Below are 20700 nucleotides of genomic sequence, written 5' to 3'. Positions count from 1 at the left end.
CGTGATCGCGGCCCCCGGCTTGGTTCACTCGGAGCGTTCGGTCGTCAGGTCGTCGCACTCATAGGGTTCGTAGGCATCAGCCGTCAGAGTGACCTCGTCGGAGCCTGTGATCGGCGCCTCCAGATAAAGCGGGTCGACGAACTCATAGGCACGGTGCAGCACTGTTCCGTCGTCGTTGAGGGTAAAGCGCTCGGTCACGGTCAACTCGGGGCTGTTCCTGACCGCGACGGGACCGGCGCCTTCGGGCCGTTCGGGACGTCCTTCGCCCGCCTGCGGCTCGCCGGGGGCACCGCTCATGGGCGCCATGATCCAGCCGTCGTCGAAGCCGCTGGTCGTCACCACCAGCGTGTCGCCCTCCCATGTGCCGGTGGAATAGCCTGCACGGCTGGGCACATGGTCGTCCGGCATCCCGGTGCCATCAAGGTGGATCGTCCGGACAAGGTCCATGAAGCCATAGGTCATCCGGATTTCGGTGTCCTCCTGCTCGATCACGTTGACCATCTGGTCGAACCACCAGTCCAGAACGATGTTGGTGGGCTCGCACTGAAAGCGCGGATTGTCGTCAGCCGTCGCGCCTTCCACCGCCGCGGCGCCTGCTGCGGTCAGGGAGACCTCGGGCCGCCCGGCGCGCCGCGTTCGGTCAGGACCTGCGCCCAGGTGCCGGCGATGTTGGGCGTGCCGTCGTCGCGCTCGGTCTGGCGTTCCTCGGGCTCGATGTTGCCGGCGTCGTCGAAGGTGCTCTGGCGCGAGGCGGTCAGACCGGAGTCAAAAGTGATCTCGCGCATGTAGCAGGTGGTGGGATCGGTGCGGTCTGGCGAGCCGAGGATCGCGATCTCGCTGCCGATCTCGAACATGTCGGTGGTCCAGCCGCGGCGCTTGAGCAGCGAGCCGGACTGCAATTCGCAGCGCATGTTCGACACTTCGCCCGCGTCATCGGTGGCGTCGAAATAAACGTAGGCATGCGGGTTCACCAGGCGGATGCGGGTGATCGTGCCGCTCAGCTCGACCGTCTGGCTGGTGTCGAACTGGCCGCTGCTGCCGTGGTGGGCGATGGCGGGCAAGGGCATCGCGGCCATCGCGGCCAGCAATGCCAGGTTGCATAGGGTCTTCATGTCAGATCGTCCAATCTCTGTTTCGGCCGCCTCGTGCGAGCCTTGTCGTACCTCAAACGCATGGCGCGCCGGTTTCTGTCGCTTATTTTTCGCGGCGCACTTACCCGACCGGTGTTAAAAGCGATATTTTTTTCATTCCTTAATTAAACTCGATTTTATTGTTGACGTTAAGTAAGAATTGGCGAGACTGGTCGACATGGCGGCCCCGCAACCATGAGGAGGTTCGGGGCCATTGGCCAAATCCTGGAGGAGATGGAAATGTACCTAAGAAACCTTGCGGCCACGACCGCGCTGGTCTGTGCAATGGGCATCGCGTTGCCGCCTGTCGCGGCCTTGGCGCACCATGGCGTCTCGGGGCAATTCGACCTCGATCAGAAGATTGAGACCAGCGGTACCGTGACCCGGGTCCGCTTCGTCAACCCGCACTCCTATGTGTATTTCGACGCGGTCAATGATGCCGGCGAAACCGAGAACCGGCGCTGCGAATTGCGTTCTGGCAGCCTTCTCAAGCGCAAGGGCTGGACGCCCGACATGTTCCCCATCGGCTCCGAGGTGACGTTCAATGGCTCGCCGGATCGCCGCGACCCGCTGACCTGCTATGTCGAAACCGTCACCTTTCCGGACGGCCGCGTGCTGACCCGCTACGGCGCGGTCGCCGAAGACGGCACCTTCATGGAGCCCGAGGGTGATGCAGAACGCGCGGCAGAGGAAGGCACGCCGCCCCCTGCGCCCGCGGCGGATATGCCCGACCTGTCCGGCAACTGGTCCGAGCCTGTCGCCGACGGCCCGCCGCTGCCCTATGCCGGGCGCGCGCCCGACTATGTCCTGACCGATGCCGCCGTCGAGGCCGGAGACGACTGGGAGCCCGACGACAACCCGCGCTTCCATTGTCAGCCGACGAACATCATCCTCGACTACCGGTTCGACCAGATGATCAACAAGATCGAGCAGTCGCCGGAAGAAGTGAAGATCACCTATGGCTTCATGGACGTGGTTCGCACCATCCACATCGATGGCGAGTTCCCCGACGAGATCGAGCCGAGCGTGACCGGCTATTCGACCGGCACCTGGGAGGACGGCAAGCTGACGGTCGAGACCAAGGGCTTTACGCCCGGCTTCCTCGAAGCCATCGGCGGGCGGTCCACGCGGTCTGTGCCGCACAGCGACCAGATGGAGATCACCGAGGTCTTCTACATCGATGACAGCAACGGCGAGCTGGTGCAGGAATACACCATCACCGATCCGGTCTATCTGGCCGAGCCGCATTCGCACCTGAACCGCTCGGTCAAGACGGAAGACGCGTTCATTCCCTATGAGTGTGACGACCTGACAGAAAAGGAATAAGGCGCGACGGAAACTCCGGACTGCGCCGTTTCAACCTCAAAGCCTGTCCGCGCTGCCCTGGTGGCGCGGACAGGAGCCACACAATCTGAAAGGCGAGGTACACCGAATGGACCTCTTGTTTGCGCTGGAGGATTCCGGCGCCGGCATGCTCGTGTCGAGCACGCAATGGGGCTATGCCATCGTGCTGTCGCTTCACGCCGTGGGCATGGCGATCATGGTCGGCATATCGCTGATGCTGATCTTCCGGGTGCTGGGCTTTGGCCAGAAGGTCCCGCTCGGGTCTTTGGCAGACTACTGGAAGGTGGCGCTGCTGGGCTTTTTGGTCAACATCGCCTCGGGCACCATGCTGTTTCTGGGCAGCGCGTCCGAGCTGTTCTTCAACTGGGCCTTCCGCATCAAGATCGCGCTGGTGCTGATCGGCGTCGTGCTGACATGGCGGCTGGTGAGCTATTGCTACAAGCCTGCCGCACGGTCGGACACCGTCTATGTAGACGCCTCGGACCGGCGTCTTGCGGTCGCGGCCCTTCTGGTCTGGCTTGCGGCGCTGATCGCCGGGCGCCTCATCGGCTATCTGAACTAGGGGGGCAGGGCATGTATTCCTTGATCAACTGGGTCATCGAGACCCTCAACGCCACAGCCCTCAGCGGCTTCATCATGGGCAGTGCGTGGGTCTTTCCGATGCTCGAGATGCTGCATTTCTTCGGTCTCTGCCTGCTGTTCGGCTCGCTTCTGATCGTCGATCTGCGGGTTATCGGACTGGCGCCCCGGGTGCCTGTCTCGCAGGTCGAGGTGTTCGTGCGGATCACGCTGGTGGGCTTTGCGATCAACCTGATTACCGGGACACTTTTCCTGATCGGCGACAGCGACCGGTATCTGGTCAACATCGCCTTCTGGCTGAAGATGGGCGTGATCGCGCTGGCCGCGTTGAATACCGCCTGGTTCGTCCGCCGCATCCGGCCGCAGATACAGGCCGGATTTGAGGGGTCCGAGCTGAGCGCCGACGCCCGTTTCATCGCCGGGGCATCGCTGGTCTTCTGGACGGCGGTGATCGTGCTCGGCCGCATGATCCCCTACGTCGAGGAGTGATGCGACCGCGCTGGATCCTGCGCCTTGCGGTGCTTGTCGCGGGTCTGATCCCGCTGGCGGGGGCCGCTCTGGCGCATGGTGTGGCGGAAGGCGATCAGGGGTTCCTGCAGGGCGTGACCGGCGTGCACCCGGTGCCCTTCATGTACCTCGGCGCCAAGCACATGGTCACGGGATACGACCACCTGCTCTATCTGGCCGGGGTGATCTTCTACCTGCGCGCATTTCGTGACGTGGCCGCGTTTGTCAGCCTCTTTGCGCTCGGCCATTCGATCACGCTGCTGTTCGGCGTGCTGTCCGGGCTGCACGTGAACCCCTATCTGGTCGATGCGGTCATCGGTCTGTCGGTCTGCTACAAGGCGCTGGAAAACCTCGGCGCACGCGGCTTTCCGGACCCGAGGCTCGCGGTGTTCGGCTTCGGTCTGGTGCACGGCTTCGGGCTGTCGACCAAGCTGCAGGATCTGGAGCTTGCACGCGACGGGCTGGTGGCCAACATGATCTACTTCAACATCGGGGTGGAAATCGGACAGGCCCTGGCGTTGGGGGTTCTGTTGATCCTGCTCGGAACATTGCGCCGCCGGGACACCGCGCCTGCCGTCGGCCAGAACGCCAATGTCGTCTTGTTCGCCGCCGGTCTTTTACTCTTCGGGGTGCAGATCACCGGGTTTTTCGTCACCTGATCACAGAAAGGACCTGTCGTGAAAAAGGCCAAAGGAATTCTCCCTCTGCGCAAGCTGGGCATTGGCGCGGCTGCCGCGGGCGTGCTGTTCGTTGCCTTCGTTCTGCCTGCGGAATACGGCATCGACCCGACCGGGATCGGCCGGTCCACCGGGCTGACCGCGATGGCGCAGGAGGCAGCACCCGGCTATGTCTTTGACGGCACGCTGGCATTCAATATCGAAGAGTACGATCCCGGGGCCGAACGCATAGAGCGGTCGATCCAAGGGCTGATCCATCTGGAAGACGCGCCGTTCAAGAGCGAAGTGATCGAATTGCAGATCGAGGATATCGGCGAGATCGAGCACAAGTTCGTCCTGCCCGCCGATACGACGCTGCTTTATTCATGGGAGATCGTCGATCCGAAGGGCGATGGCGTCTATTACGAGTTCCACGGCCATCCCTCCAGTGTTGACGCCACAGACTATCCCGAAGGCTTCGAGATGGCCTATTCCAAGGGCGAAGGCATGGCCCAGAGCGGCGCCTTCACCGCGCCGTTTCCGGGCTATCACGGCTGGTACTTCATGAACCTCGAAGAAGGCCCGATCACCATCAGGCTGACGGTTGCGGGCTACTGGTCCGAGCACAAGGAGATGTACCGCGCCATCGACGGCAAGGTTGTCAACAACGTCGAGTTCTGAGCCGCGCGGCTCGCATCCGCCACGCGCCAGCGCGCGTGGTCCACACCCTGTTCGACGCAAGCGTTGAGGTGCCTTTACCGTCACCCGTGGTGGTCAGAACATCGCCCGGCATCAGCTCAAGCCAGTTTGACAGGAATTACACCGGCTCGGCGACCGCAACGATCAGCTTCGCCGTCGTGCTCGACCGGATCTCGACGCCATTCAGATCACAGCGCACCGCAAGGTCGTCTCACTGGCCCTGATCCGCCCTCCACTGGTCCCTCATTCAAGACAAGGGTCCGCAGGTTGGCCAATCAAATGTTGCATCGCTGGTGGAGCGCGTCAGCCGCTTCACGGTGCTGCCGAAGACCCCGGACACCCGCACCAATCCGGTCATCGGCCAGATTGGCCGGATGCCGCCATGGCGGTGCATCGCGCTCGATCGCATGTCGACAGGGTTGGAAACGTCTGGCAGTGCGGGCGGTAACCACAGGAGCAGCCTGCTGAGCGATCGATCGGCCTCCTGGCGTTGCGTCCTGGACCGTACCCATGGAGCGCGCCGCGATCACGGCCGCGCTTCGCGTGCCTCCCGGCATCTCCCCAACCACCTGCGATTTGCCCGAGAACATGGTTTCGACCCCGCGGACGAGCAAGACACTTGCGGTGGGGCGGGCCACCCGGCCGGACGGCCCGCCTCGCGGGTGGTGCGTCAGACGGGCCAGACCGCCTGCAGCTTCTCGCCGGCCAGGATGCGGTCGCGGGCCGAGGCCTCGTGCGCGCCCAGCTCGTCGGCCTGGTCGGCCACCGCCACCAGGTGCCGCCGGGGGATGCAGACCACCCCGTCGATATCGCCGAAGATCACGTCGCCGGGCGTCACTGTGGTCCGGCCGAGTGTGACGGGCACCTGGTTTTCCTTGGGTTCCTTCTTGCCGGTGATTCCCACCGGACTGGGCGCGGTGCCGAACAGCGGATAGCCCAGGTCCCGCACCTGCGCCAGGTCACGCACCGTGCTGTTGACCACGGTGGCAATGACCCCCCGCGTCTTGGCCCCGGTGCTCATCAGCTCGCCCGAGCAGCTGCCGTCGGCGCAGGCAGCGTCGACCACCATGATGGCGCCCGCGGGCGCATTGTCGATGGCATTGTGATAGACGTCCTGCGGCTCGCCCTTGCGGGTCGAGGGGGCAAACAGCACAGTCACCGCCGGGCCGACCACCACCGCCCCGGGGGCCAGCGCGCCGAACAGCGAGATGCCGTCGAGGTAGCCCCAGAGACCCAGCGCCTCCATGCTGTCGTGCACATCCCCCGAGTACCATTTCTTCAGCCGCTCGATCGCGTCGGCCTCTGCCGCGCTGTAGGCGTAGTCATACATTCCGGTCTTCCTCCAGTTCCTTTTCGATGGCGATGCGCAGGTACTCCGCGCTGCGCGCGATCTGTTGACGCATGAGCGCCTTGGCGCCCGGACCGTTGCGGTCACGGATGCGGGCAAAAATCTCTTCGTGTTCGGTATAGGCCTCTTCCAGCGACTTCGTCGGCACGCGGCTTGACAGCTGGATCATCTCGTTGATGAGATTGGCAAAATTCTCGTACATGATGGCGAGGATGCGGTTTCTGGAACAGCGCACCAGCGCCAGGTGAAAGGCCGCGTCGGCATTGACGAAACCGTCGAAATCACCGCTGTCGCGCGCCGCGCGCATGGCATCCAGCGCCGCTTCCACCTCGGCATCCACCGGAGTTTCGCTAGCCACCAGCAGATCGATGACCTCGGTTTCGATCATCCGCCGCGCCTCCATCAGCTGGCGCAGGTAATCCGGCTCGGTCGCCAGAAGCTGGCGCACGGTGACCGCCAGCGAACCGATGAATTCGTTCACGTCCTGGCGCACCACGGTGGTGTGCCCGCCGTGGCGGCGCTGGACCAGGCCCTTGGTCTCCAGCGCCTGGATCGCCTCGCGCACGGAGCGGGTAGACACCCCGAATTCGCGCGCGATCTGGCTTTCCGAGGCCAGCTTGTCGCCCACCTGCAGGTCGCCGACAAGGATACGCTCCTCCAGCGCCGAGAGAACGACGACATGCAGTCTTTCGCGGGACGACGGTGCCGAGTTTGCAGGCGGTGTGGGCGCGCTCATCTCAAAGTCCTCATTTCATGGGTCCGACCGGTTTGTCCGTTCAAGTCTCGGGGCGGTGGCAAAATTCGGCAAGGAGTGTTGACGCCGCGTTCGCTTGAGGTTTAGGCTACTTATGTCATAAGTCATATGTCAAGAGTCGGATTTCTCCGGGGGGGAGCATCCGAGGAGCAACAGGGAGGAAAACCATGTTCCAGGAATTCATGAAGATGTCGCGCCGTGCGGCCGGTCTGGCCGGTGTCACGCTGATCGCCACCGCCGGGGCGGCGCTGGCGGAATGGCCGGAAAAGGCAGTCACGGTGATCGTGCCCTGGTCGGCCGGGGGCGGCACCGATGCCACCGCGCGGGCGGTGGCGACAGAGCTGGAAGAGACCTTCGGCCAGCCGTTCAACGTGGTGAACCGCACCGGCGGCGGCGGGCTGGTGGGCCATGCGGCCCTCGCCAATGCCAAGCCCGACGGCTACACGCTGGGCGTCATCACCATTGAAAGCACGATGTACGAGGCCCAGGGCCTCGCCGGCGTGACCCCCGCGGATTACAGCTATATCGGCCGGTTCAACGCCGATCCCATCGCCATCAACATCGCCGGCGACGCCGAGTATTCCGACGCGGCCGGCCTGGTCGAGGCGGTCAAGCAGGATCCGGGCGCCATAGCAGCCTCGGGCGCCAATCGCGGCGGGCTTTCGCACCTCGCGTGGATCGGCCTGCTCGACAAGCTGGGCATCGACCCGACCGCGGCAACCTGGGTCGCCTCCGACGGCTCTGCCCCGGCGTTGCAGCAGCTGGCCTCGGGCGCCATTGACGTGGTCTCCACCTCGCCGGCCGAAGCGCAGGCGCTGGTCGATGCCGGCGAAGCCAAGACCGTCGCGCTGATCTCGTCCGAGCGCTCGTCGCTCTACCCGGACCTGCCCACCACGACCGAGATCTTCGGCACCGACTGGTCGCCCCTGCCCTTCCGCGGTCTGGCCGCGCCAGACGGTATCCCGGCCGACATCGTCACCAAGGTCGAGGCAGCCCTGAAGGAAATCACCGAGGACCCCGATTTTCAGGCCTTCATGGCCTCGCGCGGCTTCTCGGTTGCCTACCAGGATGCCGCGGGCTTTGCATCCACGGTGAAAGCCGCGTCAGACGGTCTCGCGGCAGCCATGGGCTCTGCCGGGCTGACCCAGTAACGGGTCGCGGAAAGGACCTGTCATGAGGATCGCAGATCGCCTGTCAGGCTCGGTCCTGGCCTTGTTCGGCCTGCTCGTCATCTGGGGAAGCACACGGCTTCCCCAGGTGCCTGGCGTGCGCTTCGGCGCGGACCTTCTGCCCCTGGGCCTCGGCATCGCGCTTCTAGGCTTCGGGCTGATCATCGCCCTCTCGTCCCGGCGCGACGGGCGGGTCTGGATCAACCTCGAGGACTGGCGCGGCAAGGACAGTGACAGGCGACGCGACAGGCTGGCGGCGATCTGGTCGCTGGGCGGGCTCGCGCTTGGGCTGGTGCTGTTCGAGCCGCTGGGCTTCCCGCTCTATGGCATGGGATTCATGGCGGTGATGATGGCACTGATGGGGGCGCGCTGGCCGGTGATTGCGCTGATCTGCCCCGGTTTCATCCTGCTGCTCCACTACGTGTTCTCCGGTCTGCTGCGGGTCTCGCTGCCCGCCGGGCCGCTTGCCGGGATACTGTCATGAGTGCCGCAACGCTGGCCGAGGCGCTGGGCCTCGTCTTTCACCTTCCGGTGCTGCTCGCCATCCTGGGCGGCGCGGTCTACGGGCTGTTCATCGGTGCGCTTCCGGGGTTGACCGCCACGATGGCCACCGCGCTGCTGGTGCCGCTGACCTTCTACATGGCGCCGCTGCCGGCCATCGCGCTGATCGTCTCTTCGACCGCCATGGCGATCACCGCCGGCGACATTCCCGGCGCGCTGCTGCGCATTCCGGGCACGCCCGCCTCGGCCGCCTATACCGAGGAAAGCTATGCCATGACCCGCAAGGGCCTGGCGGTGCGCGCCCTCTCCATCGGTTTCTTCTTCTCCGCCACCGGCGGGCTGATCGGCGCAACGGCGCTTCTTCTGACCGGGCCGCTGCTGGCGAAGCTCTCGCTGAACTTCTCCAGCTTCGAGTTCTTCTGGCTCGCCGTGCTGGGCCTGCTCGCCTGTGCGCTGGTCTCGGGCAGCAGCCCGGTCAAGGGCGCGGTGGCGCTGGCGCTGGGGCTTCTGGTCTCGACCGTCGGGCTGGATGTCACCAGCGGCCAGCCGCGTTTCACCTTCGGCTCGATCGAGCTTTCGGGTGGCGTCAGTTTCATACCGGTGATGATCGGCATGTTCGCCTTCTCCGAGATTCTGCGCGGTCTCTCCGGCGGCGGAACGGACCCTGCGGTGCGACGCGCCAAGCCGGTCGAGACCCTGCCGATGCGCCCCTATCAGGGCATCTTCGGCCTGCTCCGGCGCCATCCCCGCAACCTGTTGCGCGGCTCGGCGCTCGGCGCCACGCTGGGCGCCCTGCCCGGGGTCGGCGGCGACCTCGCGGCCTGGATCGCCTATGGCCTCTCGTCGCGGTTCTCGAAAACGCCCGAGAAATTCGGCACCGGCCACGAGGAAGGGCTGATCGAGGCCACCTCGGCCAACAACTCCGGGCTGTCCTCGGCCTGGATCCCGGCGCTGGTCTTCGGCATCCCCGGCGACGCGGTGACGGCCATCGCGGTGGGCGTGCTCTACATGAAGGGCGTGGCCCCGGGGCCGCGGCTCTTTGCCGAGAACCCGACAATGCCCACCGCCATCATCCTGTGCTTCTTCCTCGCCAACCTGCTGCTCTTCCCGCTGGGCTACATCGCGATCCGCGGCGCCCGGCTGGTGCTGGCGGTGCCGCGCAATGTCATCGTGCCGATGATCCTCGTTTGCTGTTTCCTGGGCTCTTATGCCATCAACAACACCCTCTTCGGCGTCGGCATCATGCTGGTGGCCGGGCTGGTGGGCTATGTGATGGAGCGCAACGGCTATCCCATCGCGCCGGTGATCCTCGGCCTCGTGCTCGGCCCGGTGCTGGAGCGCAACTTCATCATGTCCATGCAGATCGCCCGCGGCGACCTGGCGGGATTTTTCGACCGCCCCGTCGCTGCCGGCCTCGGTCTCATCGTCATCGCGGTGATCGCGCTGACCCTCTTCACCCAAATCCGCAAGGCCCTGCGTCACCGCAGGGCCGGCCAACACCCCTGAACAAGGATAGATCCAGATGCTCGACTTCTTCTCCGTCACCGACAAGGTGGCCATTGTCACCGGCGGCCTGGGCCAGCTCGGCTCGCAGTTTACCAAGCAGCTGGCGGGCAACGGCGCCAAGGTGGCAATCTTTGCCCGCCGCGACCGCAGCCCCGAGGAGATCGAGAGCCAGTTCCCCGGCCTTGGCGACCGGGTGCGCGTCTACAAGGCTGACGTGCGCGACAAGGACAGCCTCGTTACCGCGACGGACCGGGTGATCGCCGACTGGGGCGTGCCGCACGTTCTCATCAACAATGCGGGGATCGACAGCAAGCCCGACGGCGACGCCGATCAGAACGCCCCCTTTGAGGTCTACCCCAAGAAATACTGGGACGACGTGATCGACACCAACCTCACCGGCTGCATGCTCTGCTCGCAGGTGATCGGCACCAAGATGGCCGAGGCCGGGCGCGGATCGATCATCATGGTCGGGTCGATGTACGGCATGGTCTCGCCCAATCAGGCGCTTTACGCCTACCGCGAGGAACGCGACGGCAAGCCCTTCGTCAAGGCAATCTCCTACGCGGCCTCGAAATCCGGTCTGCTGAACATGACCCGCTACCTCGCCACCTATTGGGCGAAAAAGGGCGTGCGGGTGAACCTTGTGACCTTCGGCGGCGTCAAGACCGGCTCCTTCGACAAGGAATTCATCGACGCCTTCCTTGAACGCGTGCCCATGGGCCGGCAGGCCGAGATCGAGGAATTCGGCCCCATCGTCCAGTTCCTGGGCTCCGACGCCTCCAGCTACATGACCGGCGCGAACCTCGTGCTGGACGGCGGCTTTACCTCGTGGTGACCGCATGAGTCATGTGATCGGGATCGATGTCGGCGCGGGCTCTGCGCCGCGTCGGCCTGTTTGACGACGCGGGGCGGCTCCTCGGCACCGGCGCCATCGACACCCGCCGGCCCATCACCCCGGCGGCCGGGCCGGGTCGGAAAGCCTGCGACAACCGCGGATATTCTTCCCTCCGGCGGCGGCACGCTGAAAGGCTATGCCTGGGAAGGCGAGATTATCTTCGCGAAGATGCCTTTGTCGCTCCAACGCTTCCAACGGTTGTAGAGCGTCTCTGTGGGGGCCGTATGCCGCAGGCGCGTCACGCCATCGCAACCCATTACGATTGAAGAAGATAATCTCGCTCAGGACACGCCGATCATCGACGCGCGACTGACCATGGGACTTCGGAAAGTAGGGTTCCAGACGCGCCATCTGCGCATCGCTCAGTCAGAAGAGATCAGACATGATCACCGCTCTGTTCTCGCGCGGTGAATCATGCCAATCTGCTGAATTCAATGGGTCCTGAGCCTAGCGCCGGAAGTCGGGTCGTCAGTTATAAACATAATCTGGTTATAGTAACGTTGATGGCATACCACATCTGTGACTCATTTCTGTCTCCCAAACGGCGTACGTTGGGGATAGCGAGTCGATCATCACGCATCGTTATTGCTTATTATGACGTGTAGCTTCTGATTGCGAATAGATCACAGGCAAACTGCGCAACTATCTGTCTCTGATGTGGAAAATGGTGCCCCCACACGGACTCGAACCGCGGACCTACTGATTACAAATCAGTTGCTCTACCAGCTGAGCTATAGGGGCACGAGGCAACCCTCTAGTGCCTCGCCGCATTCAGGGCAAGAGGAAATCCGGACGTCGCACCCGCCCCTTCCGGCCTGCGGGCTTTCCCCTGCCGCCCCCTTTTGTATAGTGCCCCGAGGCGCAGCACACGGGGGGCCGCATGAAAGTCATTCTCCACGCCGGCGCACATGCCACCGACGACGGCAAGCTGCTGCGCTGCCTGCTGCGCAATGCCGAGGATCTCAGGGCGCGCGCCGTCGCGGTGCCGGGGCCCAGCCACTACCGGCAGCTGCTGTCGGGCAGCCTCAATGCGCTCAGCAAGGCCGACCCTACCCCCGAAGCCCGCGACATCCTGCTCGAAAGCATCCTCAGCGAGGACCCCGACAGCTTCGGACGGGTGGTGTTCAGCCACGAGCACCTGTTCTGCGTGCCCAAGATCGCGCTGGGCGCCGGCCGGATCTATCCCCGCGCCGACGAGCGGATGCGCAATGCCGCCCGGCTGTTCGAAAGCGACCAGCTCGAGCTCTTCCTCGGCATCCGCAACCCCGCGACCTGGCTGCCGGCGGTCTGGGCCGACACCCCGCACGAGAGCTTCGACAGCTTTCTCAACGGTGCCGAGCCGGCCTACCTGCGCTGGTCAGAGGTGATCGAGCGCATCCAGATCGCCGTGCCCGACCTGCCGATCACCGTCTGGTGCAACGAGGACAGCCCGCTGATCTGGGGCGAGATCCTGCGCGCCATGGGCGGGCTGCCCTCTGGCACCAAGATCACCGGCGCCTTCGACCTCTTGGCCAAGATCATGTCCGACGAGGGCATGAAACGCTTCCGCGCCTTCCTCGCCGAACATCCCGGCATCCCCGAGCCGCAAAAACGCAAGGCGATGGTGGCCTTTCTCGACAAGTACGCGCTGGATGACGCGGTCGAGCAAGAGCTCGATATTCCCGGCTGGACCGAGAACTACGTCGACTCGCTGACCGAGCTTTACGACTCCGATGTCGAGTTCATCGCCAACATGCGCAACGTGACCCTGATCGCGGCATGAGCCACTGAAAGCGATTTGAAGACCGGATTGAACCCGTCAGGTCTGTTTACCTACCGTCGCCGACCGTCTAAGCATGCTGCAATGCAACAAACGGAAAGCCTGCCATGTCCGACTTTCACAAGATCCTGATCGCCAACCGGGGCGAGATCGCCATCCGCATCATGCGGGCCGCCAACGAAATGGGCAAAAAGACCGTCGCGGTCTATGCCGAGGAAGACAAGCTTGGCCTGCACCGGTTCAAGGCGGACGAGGCGTATCGGATCGGCGAAGGTCTGGGGCCGGTGGCGGCCTACCTGAGCATCGAGGAGATCATCCGGGTCGCCAAGATGTCGGGCGCCGATGCGATCCACCCGGGCTATGGCCTGCTGTCCGAGAACCCCGATTTCGTCGATGCCTGCGATGCCGCCGGCATCACCTTCATCGGCCCCCGCGCCGAAACCATGCGCGCCCTTGGCGACAAGGCCAGCGCCCGGCGGGTGGCGGTCGAGGCCGACGTGCCGGTGATCCCGGCGACCGAGGTGCTGGGCGATGACATGGCCAAGATCAAGAAGCAGGCGGCCGAAGTGGGCTACCCGCTGATGCTCAAGGCCTCCTGGGGCGGCGGCGGTCGTGGCATGCGGCCGATCGCGTCGGAAGACGAGCTCGAGGACAAGGTGCTCGAGGGCCGGCGCGAGGCCGAGGCGGCCTTTGGCAACGGCGAAGGCTATCTCGAAAAGATGATCACCCGCGCCCGCCACGTCGAGGTGCAGATCCTCGGCGACAAGCAGGGCAACATCTATCACCTCTACGAGCGGGACTGCTCGGTCCAGCGTCGCAACCAGAAGGTCGTCGAGCGCGCGCCCGCCCCCTATCTGTCGGAGGCCCAGCGCGAGGAAATCTGCGAGCTCGGCCGCAAGATCTGCGCCCATGTGAACTATGAATGCGCCGGCACCGTCGAGTTCCTGATGGATATGGAGACCGGCAAGTTCTACTTCATCGAGGTCAACCCCCGCGTGCAGGTCGAACACACCGTCACCGAGGAAGTCACCGGCATCGACATCGTTCAGGCGCAGATCCTGATCGCCGAGGGCAAGAGCCTGGCCGAGGCCACCGGCAAGGCCAGCCAGTATGATATCCGCCTCAACGGCCACGCGCTGCAGACCCGCGTCACCACCGAGGACCCGCAGAATAACTTCATCCCCGACTACGGCCGGATCACCGCCTATCGCTCGGCCACAGGCATGGGCATCCGGCTTGACGGCGGCACCGCCTACGCCGGCGGCGTGATCACCCGCTACTACGATTCGCTGCTGACCAAGGTCACCGCCTGGGCGCAGACCCCGGAGAAGGCGATCTCGCGGATGGACCGGGCGCTGCGCGAATTCCGGGTGCGCGGCGTCAGCACCAACATCGCCTTCGTCGAGAACCTGCTCAAGCATCCGACCTTCCTCAACAACCAGTACCACACCAAATTCATCGACGAGACGCCGGAGCTCTTCGATTTCAAGAAGCGCCGCGACCGGGGCACCAAGGTGCTGACCTACATCGCGGACATCACTGTCAACGGTCACCCCGAGGTGCAGGGCCGTCCCAAGCCGCACCCCGAGCTGAAGCCGGCCAAGCCGCCGCAGGTGCCGTTTGACGCCAAGCCCGCCTATGGCACCCGCAACCTGCTCGAGGACAAGGGCCCTCAGGCGGTGGCCGACTGGATGCTGGCCGAGAAGAAGCTGCTGATCACCGACACCGCGATGCGCGATGGCCATCAGTCGCTTCTGGCCACCCGGATGCGCTCGATCGACATGATCAAGGTGGCGCCGGCCTATGCCGCCAAGCTGCCGCAACTGTTTTCGGTGGAATGCTGGGGCGGGGCGACCTTCGACGTGGCCTATCGGTTCCTGCAGGAATGCCCGTGGCAGCGCCTGCGTGACATCCGCGCCGCGATGCCCAACCTGATGACCCAGATGCTGCTGCGCGCCTCGAACGGGGTGGGCTATACCAACTACCCCGACAACGTGGTGGAGTTCTTCGTCAAACAGGCGGCGGAATCCGGCATCGACGTGTTCCGGGTCTTCGACAGCCTGAACTGGGTCGAGAACATGCGTGTCGCGATGGATGCGGTGCAGGCCTCTGGCAAGCTCTGCGAGGGCACGATCTGCTACACCGGCGATTACCGCGATCCCGACCGGTCGAAATATGACCTGAAGTACTATGTCGAAATGGGCAAGCAGCTGCGCGACGGCGGCGCCCATGTGCTTGGCCTCAAGGACATGGCCGGGCTGCTGAAACCCTCGGCCGCCAGCGCCCTGATCAAGACGCTGAAGGAAGAGGTCGGCCTGCCGATCCACTTCCACACCCACGACACCTCGGGCGCGCAGATCGGCACCATCATGGCGGCGGCCGCGGCCGGCGTCGATGCGGTCGATGGCGCGATGGATGCGCTTTCGGGCAATACCTCGCAACCGACGCTGGGCTCGATTGTCGAGGCGCTGCGCTATACCGAGCGCGACACCGGGCTCGACGTCGCCGCGATCCGCGAGATCTCGAACTACTGGGAAGCGGTGCGCGGCCAGTACGCGGCGTTCGAATCGAGCATGCAGGCCCCGGCCTCGGAGGTCTATCTGCACGAGATGCCCGGCGGCCAGTTCACCAACCTCAAGACCCAGGCGCGCTCGCTCGGCCTCGAGGAGCGCTGGCACGAGGTGGCGCAGGCCTATGCCGACGTCAACATGATGTTCGGCGATATCGTCAAGGTCACCCCCTCCTCCAAGGTGGTGGGCGACATGGCGCTGATGATGGTGAGCCAGGGCCTGACCCGTGCCGAGGTCGAGGACCCCAAGACCGACGTCAGCTTCCCCGATTCGGTGATCGACATGATGAAGGGCAACCTCGGCCAACCGCCGGGCGGCTTTCCCGATGGCATCATGAAGAAGGTGCTCAAGGGCGAGAAACCCAACACCGAGCGCCCCGGCAAGCACCTCAAGCCGGTCGATATCGAGGCCACCCGCGAAGAGCTCTCGCAAGAGCTCGAAGGGCTGGCGATCGATAACGAGGACCTCAACGGATATCTGATGTATCCCAAGGTCTTCCTCGACTACATGGGCCGTCATCGCCAGTACGGCCCGGTGCGGGCACTGCCGACGCATACCTTCTTCTACGGCATGCAGCCGGGCGAGGAGATCACCGCCGAGATCGACCCCGGCAAGACGCTGGAGATCCGGCTGCAGGCGGTGGGCGAGACCGGCGAGGACGGCGAGGTCAAGGTGTTCTTCGAGCTCAACGGCCAGCCCCGCGTGATCCGCGTGCCCGACCGCAAGTCCGCCGCCGCGTCGGCGGCGCGGCCCAAGGCCGAGCTCGGCAACGACCGCCATGTCGGCGCGCCGATGCCGGGCGTGGTGGCCACGGTCGCAGTCAAGGCGGGCGATACGATCAAGGAAGGCGACATGCTGCTGACCATCGAGGCGATGAAGATGGAGACCGGCATCCACGCCGAGCGCGACGCCACGGTCAAGGCGGTGCACGTCCAGCCCGGCGGCCAGATCGACGCCAAGGATCTGCTGGTCGAATTCGAAGAGTAAAACAGCAAGGCCCGGGCGAAAGACCCGGGCCTTCTACCTGACCGGGGTGGTGCCCCACGGGCCCTCCCGTGCGTCTCGGGCCACCCCCCATGCGTCGCAGCTCCGGACCTGATCCGGGGCCTCACCGTCCTGTCCGCCTCTGCGCGTCGCGCCTCGGACCTGCGGCAACAGGCGCGACGGGCTGCCTCCCCCCCACCTCAGCCGCCGTGCGGAATTTTTCCGCGGTCGCAGCATTTTCCGCTTGCGGATCCGGGCCACAGTTTATAAATCGCTCACACCCAATGGATATGCGGGCGTAGCTCAGGGGTAGAGCATAACCTTGCCAAGGTTAGGGTCGGGCGTTCGAATCGCCTCGCCCGCTCCATAGGGACCCCAGGCCAGAGATGGCCAAACGGATGCGGGCGTAGCTCAGGGGTAGAGCATAACCTTGCCAAGGTTAGGGTCGGGCGTTCGAATCGCCTCGCCCGCTCCAAACTCTCTTTCGATCAGATCATGACATCGCCCTGCGGGGCCGTCTGCATGCGTGTCCGGGCGGCCTCAGAACGCCTTGAAGGTCAGCGTGGTGCGCGAACGTTCGATGCCGCCGATGTCGAGCAGGTGGTCGTTGATGTATTTGCCCACGTCCTGCCCCTCGGGAATGTAGAGCTTGAGCATCAGGTCGAAATCGCCGCTGGTGGAATAGAGCTCGGAGTGGATCTCGCGCAGCACGACCTCCTCGGCCACCTTGTAGGTGGTGCCCGGTTTGCAGCGCAGCTGGACAAAAACACAGGTGGTCATCGGCATTCCTCATTCTTGCAGCGCCGAGGCTGTCACAGTGGCCCGGCGCGCACAAGCGGCGAAAACCGCCCGCGCCGCTCTTGGAGCCCCGACCGCCCCGGCCTATAAGGCGCTGACCTTGAAGGACGAGCCAGATGCGCACAGCCACGATCACCCGCAAGACCGCCGAGACCAGCATTTCCGTCAGCCTCGATCTCGACGGCACCGGCGTCTATGACAACCAGACCGGCGTCGGGTTCTTCGACCACATGCTCGACCAGCTGTCACGGCATTCGCTGATCGACATGACGATCCGCGCCGAGGGCGATCTGCACATCGACGATCACCACACCGTCGAGGACACCGGCATCGCCATCGGACAGGCCCTGGTGCAGGCGCTCGGCGACAAGACCGGCATCCGCCGCTACGGGTCCTGCCTCCTGGCGATGGACGATGCGCTGGTGCGCTGCGCGCTCGACCTCTCGGCGCGGCCCTTCCTGATCTGGAACGCCGATCTGCCGACCTCCAAGATCGGCAGTTTCGACAGCGAATTGGTGCGCGAGTTCTTTCAGGCGCTCAGCACCCATGGCGGCATCACGCTCCACATCGACGCGCTGCACGGTGTCAACAGCCACCACATTGCCGAGGCGGCGTTCAAGTCTGTCGCCCGCGCGCTGCGCGAAGCGGTCGAGACCGACCCGCGCAAGGCCGACGCCATCCCCTCCACCAAGGGCGCGCTGTAAGCCACCCGGCGCGTCAACAGCGGGCGCAGCCCGCCGCGCATCGCCATGCCGCAGGCAGACCTCCGGCATGACGCCGCCCCCTGGCCTGGCGATCTGGCTGCCACAAGCGCTCCCTCGACAGGTCATACGGACTTGGCCGGCATAAACTGCCATCCACACCCGTCGGATCGCCAGTCCGCGGCCCGGCCATGCGCGGCTCGCAAATGTTTCGCTGACCCGGTCCTCCCTCTTGTGCTAGCCTTGAGCCAGGAGGACCTTCCATGACCGAACATCACGGCGGCTGCCTCTGCGGCGCACTCAGATACAAGGTGACCGCCGATCCGCTCTGGGTCACCGCCTGTTTCTGCCGCTTCTGTCAACGCGCCACCGGCGCCAAGGGCATGGTCGAGCCGATCTTCGACCTGCCCGATTTTGCCCTCACGCAGGGCAGGCCAAGGCGCTACACCCATGTCTCCGGCGGCAGCGGCAAACAGGTCTACGTGCAGTTCTGCGAGACCTGCGGCACCAAAACCCACCTCACCTTCGAGCGCTGGCCCGACCGGCTCGGCGTCTATTGCGGGACCTTCGACGATCCCGGCTGGTTCGACTTCAGCCCCGACAACAGCAAGTACATCTTTGTCGCAGAGGCCACGCGCGGCACCCTTGTCCCAGCCGGTTTCAAGACCTACGCCGCCCATGCCACCACCGCCGAAGGCGCCCCGTTGGCGCCGGAGGTGCTGTCCGAGGTGCTGCACATCGGCTGACCGCCACCCTTGACGCCGCCCGCGTTTCGCGCCACCCCACGCGCAGACCACGAAAGAGGCGGCCCAATGCTCACAGCACTCATCGACTATGAATCCGGCAACCTGCATTCGGCCGAGAAAGCCTTTCAGCGCATGGCGCGCGAGGTCGACGGTGGCGATGTGGTGGTGACCGGTGATGCCGAGGTGGTGGCCCGCGCCGACCGGATCGTGCTGCCCGGAGACGGCGCCTTCCCGGCCTGCATGCGCGCGCTCAAGGGCCACTCCGGCCTCTATGACGCCATGGTCGAGGCGGTCGAGGTCAAGGGCCGGCCGTTCATGGGCATCTGCGTCGGCATGCAGCTGATGGCCTCCTGGGGCCGCGAATACGCCGATACGCCGGGGCTCGACTGGGTCGGCGGCGAGGTGGTCCGGATCGCCCCCACCGAAGCGTCGCTGAAGGTGCCACACATGGGCTGGAACGACCTGGTGATCGACACCCCGCACCCGGTGCTCGACGGGATCGAGACCGGCCAACATGCCTATTTCGTGCATTCCTACCACGTCCGCGTCAGCGACCCGGCGCATCGCATCGCGCATGTGGACTACGGCGGCGACGTCACCGCGGTGATCGGCCGCGGCACCATGGTGGGCACCCAGTTCCACCCCGAAAAGAGCCAGGGCAACGGGCTCAGGATGATCGGCAACTTCCTGCGCTGGAGGCCCTGAAGGCCGCGGAGCGCCATCGCGCCCCGGAGCCGAGGGTCACTTGAGCCGCGACCAGACCTGCGAGCTGCACAGCAGCCCGCCGGCAATACAGCCCGACATCTTCAGCGTCTGGCCGCTGACCTGCATCTTGCCGTTGTAGATCTTGTTGTTCGACGGCCGCCAGACCTTGCCGGTGTACTTGCCGTTGCCCTGTGGCGTCATCCCCCGCACCAGCTGCTTGCCCCGGTTGGGCGACGTGTACTCGGTGCTGCCCTTGAAGGTGCGGCTGATGGTGCCGCAGAGCTGCGCGCCGCAGGGCGCGATCGTCACATGCGCATAGGCGCCGTCGTCGGCTTCGGTCTGCCAGACGCCAAGCGCCGGATCGGCCTGCGCCATGCCTGCCGTCAGTGTCAGCGCCGCCAGCGCGCTTGCCAGTCGTTTCATCTCGTCTCCTCCCTGAGTGAGAGGCCAGCCTGCGACTCATAGGCGCTGTGGCGCAACTGTGACGTCGGGTCCGTTGCATTTCATGACGCGACGTGCCAAACGCCGCCGAACCGCGACCAAAGGTAAGCCTGCCATGATCCTCTATCCCGCCATCGACCTCAAGGACGGCAAGGCCGTGCGCCTGCTGCGCGGCGACATGGACAAGGCCACGGTGTTCAACGAAGACCCGGCCGACCAAGCGCGCTCCTTCGTCGAGGCCGGCTGCGAATGGCTGCACCTCGTCGACCTCAACGGCGCCTTTGTCGGCGGTCCGGTCAATGCCGGCGCGGTCGAGGCGATCCTGGCGGCCACCGCCGTGCCGACCCAGCTGGGCGGCGGCATCCGCGACATGAAGACGATCGAGAGCTGGCTCAACAAGGGGCTGGCCCGCGTCATCCTCGGCACCGCCGCGGTCGAGGACCCGAAACTGGTGCGCGAGGCCGCCCGCGCCTTTCCCGGACAGGTCGCCGTCGGCATCGACGCGCGCAATGGCCGGGTCGCCACCAAGGGCTGGGCGGAAGAGACCGACGTCGAGGTCACCGACCTGGCACAGAGCTTCGAGGATGCCGGCGTCGCGGCGATCATCTACACCGACATCAACCGCGACGGCGCGATGCAGGGCCCCAATATCGAGGCCACCGCGGCGCTGGCCAATGCGGTCTCGATCCCGGTGATCGCCTCCGGCGGCGTCTCCTCGCTCGACGACCTGAAGGCGCTGCGCAACTGCGGCGCGCCGCTCAACGGCGCGATCTCGGGCCGGGCGCTCTATGACGGCGCCATCGACCTGCGCGAGGCGCTCTCGGTCATGGCCGCCTGACGGCCCGGCACAAACGACATTACGCGGTCTGCGGTGCCCGAAGCCCGGGACTCCCCCCGCTCCTTCATCT

General features: G+C 65.1%; 21 protein-coding genes, 3 tRNA genes and 1 pseudogene. 17 read left to right on the top strand and 8 right to left on the bottom strand.

Going from position 1 to position 20700, the window contains the following annotated elements; genetic code table 11:
* Positions 1-24: 24 nt before the first annotated feature.
* Positions 25-582: a hypothetical protein gene (locus VOI27_RS16795; protein WP_323766608.1), complete on the bottom strand. Its 558-nt coding sequence runs from the start codon at positions 580-582 to the stop codon at positions 25-27.
* 20 nt (positions 583-602) lie between these two features.
* Positions 603-1112 carry a DUF6152 family protein gene (locus VOI27_RS16790; RefSeq protein ID WP_323766606.1) on the bottom strand — a complete coding sequence of 170 codons (510 nt, stop codon included), beginning with the start codon at positions 1110-1112 and terminating at the stop codon, positions 603-605.
* A 258-nt stretch (positions 1113-1370) separates the two neighbouring features.
* Between VOI27_RS16790 and VOI27_RS16785 the strand changes: the two genes are divergently transcribed.
* The 5 genes from VOI27_RS16785 to VOI27_RS16765 all read left to right on the top strand — a co-directional run bounded on the left by VOI27_RS16785 (position 1371) and on the right by VOI27_RS16765 (position 4897).
* Complete coding sequence (locus VOI27_RS16785) at positions 1371-2456, top strand: DUF6152 family protein (RefSeq protein ID WP_323766604.1); 1086 nt, start codon at positions 1371-1373, stop codon at positions 2454-2456.
* Positions 2457-2562: 106 nt separating this feature from the next.
* Positions 2563-3036, top strand: coding sequence for a hypothetical protein (locus VOI27_RS16780; protein ID WP_323766602.1), 474 nt, complete (start codon positions 2563-2565; stop codon positions 3034-3036).
* Positions 3037-3047: 11 nt separating this feature from the next.
* On the top strand, positions 3048-3542 hold the full coding sequence (locus tag VOI27_RS16775; protein WP_323766600.1) for a hypothetical protein: 495 nt from the start codon (positions 3048-3050) through the stop codon (positions 3540-3542).
* The gene (locus VOI27_RS16770; protein ID WP_323766599.1) at positions 3542-4219 is read left to right on the top strand and encodes a HupE/UreJ family protein; all 678 of its coding nucleotides are present in this window, start codon (positions 3542-3544) and stop codon (positions 4217-4219) included. Before VOI27_RS16775 ends, VOI27_RS16770 begins: the two co-directional genes overlap by 1 nt.
* Positions 4220-4237: 18 nt before the next feature.
* The gene (locus VOI27_RS16765; protein ID WP_323766597.1) at positions 4238-4897 is read left to right on the top strand and encodes a hypothetical protein; all 660 of its coding nucleotides are present in this window, start codon (positions 4238-4240) and stop codon (positions 4895-4897) included.
* Positions 4898-5585: 688 nt separating this feature from the next.
* Here the strand turns inward: VOI27_RS16765 and VOI27_RS16760 are convergent.
* Positions 5586-6245 (bottom strand): RraA family protein, encoded by a 660-nt coding sequence (locus VOI27_RS16760; RefSeq protein ID WP_323766595.1) that lies wholly within the window; start codon positions 6243-6245, stop codon positions 5586-5588.
* Positions 6238-6999, bottom strand: a complete 762-nt coding sequence (locus tag VOI27_RS16755; protein WP_323766593.1) for a FadR/GntR family transcriptional regulator — start codon at positions 6997-6999, stop codon at positions 6238-6240. The genes VOI27_RS16760 and VOI27_RS16755 overlap by 8 nt, the downstream gene beginning before the upstream one ends.
* Positions 7000-7184: 185 nt before the next feature.
* Between VOI27_RS16755 and VOI27_RS16750 the strand changes: the two genes are divergently transcribed.
* The 4 genes from VOI27_RS16750 to VOI27_RS16735 are packed head-to-tail and all read left to right on the top strand — an operon-like array spanning position 7185 to position 11028.
* Complete coding sequence (locus VOI27_RS16750) at positions 7185-8168, top strand: tripartite tricarboxylate transporter substrate binding protein (RefSeq protein WP_323766591.1); 984 nt, start codon at positions 7185-7187, stop codon at positions 8166-8168.
* Positions 8169-8190: 22 nt separating this feature from the next.
* The gene (locus VOI27_RS16745; RefSeq protein WP_323766589.1) at positions 8191-8670 is read left to right on the top strand and encodes a tripartite tricarboxylate transporter TctB family protein; all 480 of its coding nucleotides are present in this window, start codon (positions 8191-8193) and stop codon (positions 8668-8670) included.
* On the top strand, positions 8667-10193 hold the full coding sequence (locus tag VOI27_RS16740) for a tripartite tricarboxylate transporter permease (protein WP_323766587.1): 1527 nt from the start codon (positions 8667-8669) through the stop codon (positions 10191-10193). Before VOI27_RS16745 ends, VOI27_RS16740 begins: the two co-directional genes overlap by 4 nt.
* Positions 10194-10209: 16 nt before the next feature.
* Positions 10210-11028: an SDR family oxidoreductase gene (locus tag VOI27_RS16735; RefSeq protein WP_323766585.1), complete on the top strand. Its 819-nt coding sequence runs from the start codon at positions 10210-10212 to the stop codon at positions 11026-11028.
* A gap of 212 nt (positions 11029-11240) precedes the next feature.
* On the opposite strand, the pseudogene VOI27_RS16730 reads toward VOI27_RS16735, so the two are convergent.
* Positions 11241-11439: pseudogene (locus tag VOI27_RS16730) on the bottom strand (transposase); the annotation flags it as partial.
* Positions 11440-11753: 314 nt separating this feature from the next.
* Positions 11754-11829: transfer RNA gene (locus VOI27_RS16725), tRNA-Thr, on the bottom strand.
* Between the two features lie 139 nt (positions 11830-11968).
* Between VOI27_RS16725 and VOI27_RS16720 the strand changes: the two genes are divergently transcribed.
* From VOI27_RS16720 to VOI27_RS16705, 4 genes are all read left to right on the top strand, one after another.
* Positions 11969-12850 carry a hypothetical protein gene (locus VOI27_RS16720; RefSeq protein WP_323766583.1) on the top strand — a complete coding sequence of 294 codons (882 nt, stop codon included), beginning with the start codon at positions 11969-11971 and terminating at the stop codon, positions 12848-12850.
* Positions 12851-12954: 104 nt separating this feature from the next.
* Complete coding sequence (locus tag VOI27_RS16715) at positions 12955-16404, top strand: pyruvate carboxylase (protein WP_323766581.1); 3450 nt, start codon at positions 12955-12957, stop codon at positions 16402-16404.
* Between the two features lie 289 nt (positions 16405-16693).
* A tRNA-Gly gene (locus tag VOI27_RS16710) sits at positions 16694-16768 on the top strand.
* Positions 16769-16801: 33 nt separating this feature from the next.
* A tRNA-Gly gene (locus tag VOI27_RS16705) sits at positions 16802-16876 on the top strand.
* Positions 16877-16941: 65 nt separating this feature from the next.
* Here VOI27_RS16705 and VOI27_RS16700 read toward each other — a convergent pair.
* Complete coding sequence (locus VOI27_RS16700) at positions 16942-17181, bottom strand: Lrp/AsnC family transcriptional regulator (RefSeq protein ID WP_323766579.1); 240 nt, start codon at positions 17179-17181, stop codon at positions 16942-16944.
* A 134-nt stretch (positions 17182-17315) separates the two neighbouring features.
* Here VOI27_RS16700 and hisB point away from each other — a divergent pair, with 134 nt between their 5' ends.
* The 3 genes from hisB to hisH all read left to right on the top strand — a co-directional run bounded on the left by hisB (position 17316) and on the right by hisH (position 19351).
* Entirely contained in the window at positions 17316-17903 is a 588-nt protein-coding gene (gene hisB / locus VOI27_RS16695) for an imidazoleglycerol-phosphate dehydratase HisB (RefSeq protein ID WP_323766577.1), read from the top strand.
* A 260-nt stretch (positions 17904-18163) separates the two neighbouring features.
* Positions 18164-18646 (top strand): GFA family protein, encoded by a 483-nt coding sequence (locus VOI27_RS16690; protein WP_323766575.1) that lies wholly within the window; start codon positions 18164-18166, stop codon positions 18644-18646.
* Between the two features lie 66 nt (positions 18647-18712).
* Complete coding sequence (gene hisH / locus VOI27_RS16685; RefSeq protein WP_323766573.1) at positions 18713-19351, top strand: imidazole glycerol phosphate synthase subunit HisH; 639 nt, start codon at positions 18713-18715, stop codon at positions 19349-19351.
* Between the two features lie 36 nt (positions 19352-19387).
* On the opposite strand, the gene VOI27_RS16680 is transcribed toward hisH, so the two are convergent.
* Positions 19388-19774, bottom strand: coding sequence for a DUF2147 domain-containing protein (locus VOI27_RS16680; RefSeq protein WP_323766571.1), 387 nt, complete (start codon positions 19772-19774; stop codon positions 19388-19390).
* 133 nt (positions 19775-19907) lie between these two features.
* Between VOI27_RS16680 and hisA the strand changes: the two genes are divergently transcribed.
* The gene (gene hisA / locus VOI27_RS16675) at positions 19908-20630 is read left to right on the top strand and encodes a 1-(5-phosphoribosyl)-5-[(5-phosphoribosylamino)methylideneamino]imidazole-4-carboxamide isomerase (RefSeq protein ID WP_323766569.1); all 723 of its coding nucleotides are present in this window, start codon (positions 19908-19910) and stop codon (positions 20628-20630) included.
* The last annotated feature ends 70 nt before the right edge of the window (positions 20631-20700 follow it).

The organism is Marinovum sp. (genome assembly GCF_034669705.1).
In the GTDB taxonomy this organism is placed as follows: Bacteria; Pseudomonadota; Alphaproteobacteria; order Rhodobacterales; family Rhodobacteraceae; genus Marinovum.
The sequence above is the reverse complement of the archived record's forward strand: the minus strand, read 5'-3'. Positions and strand labels throughout refer to the sequence as shown.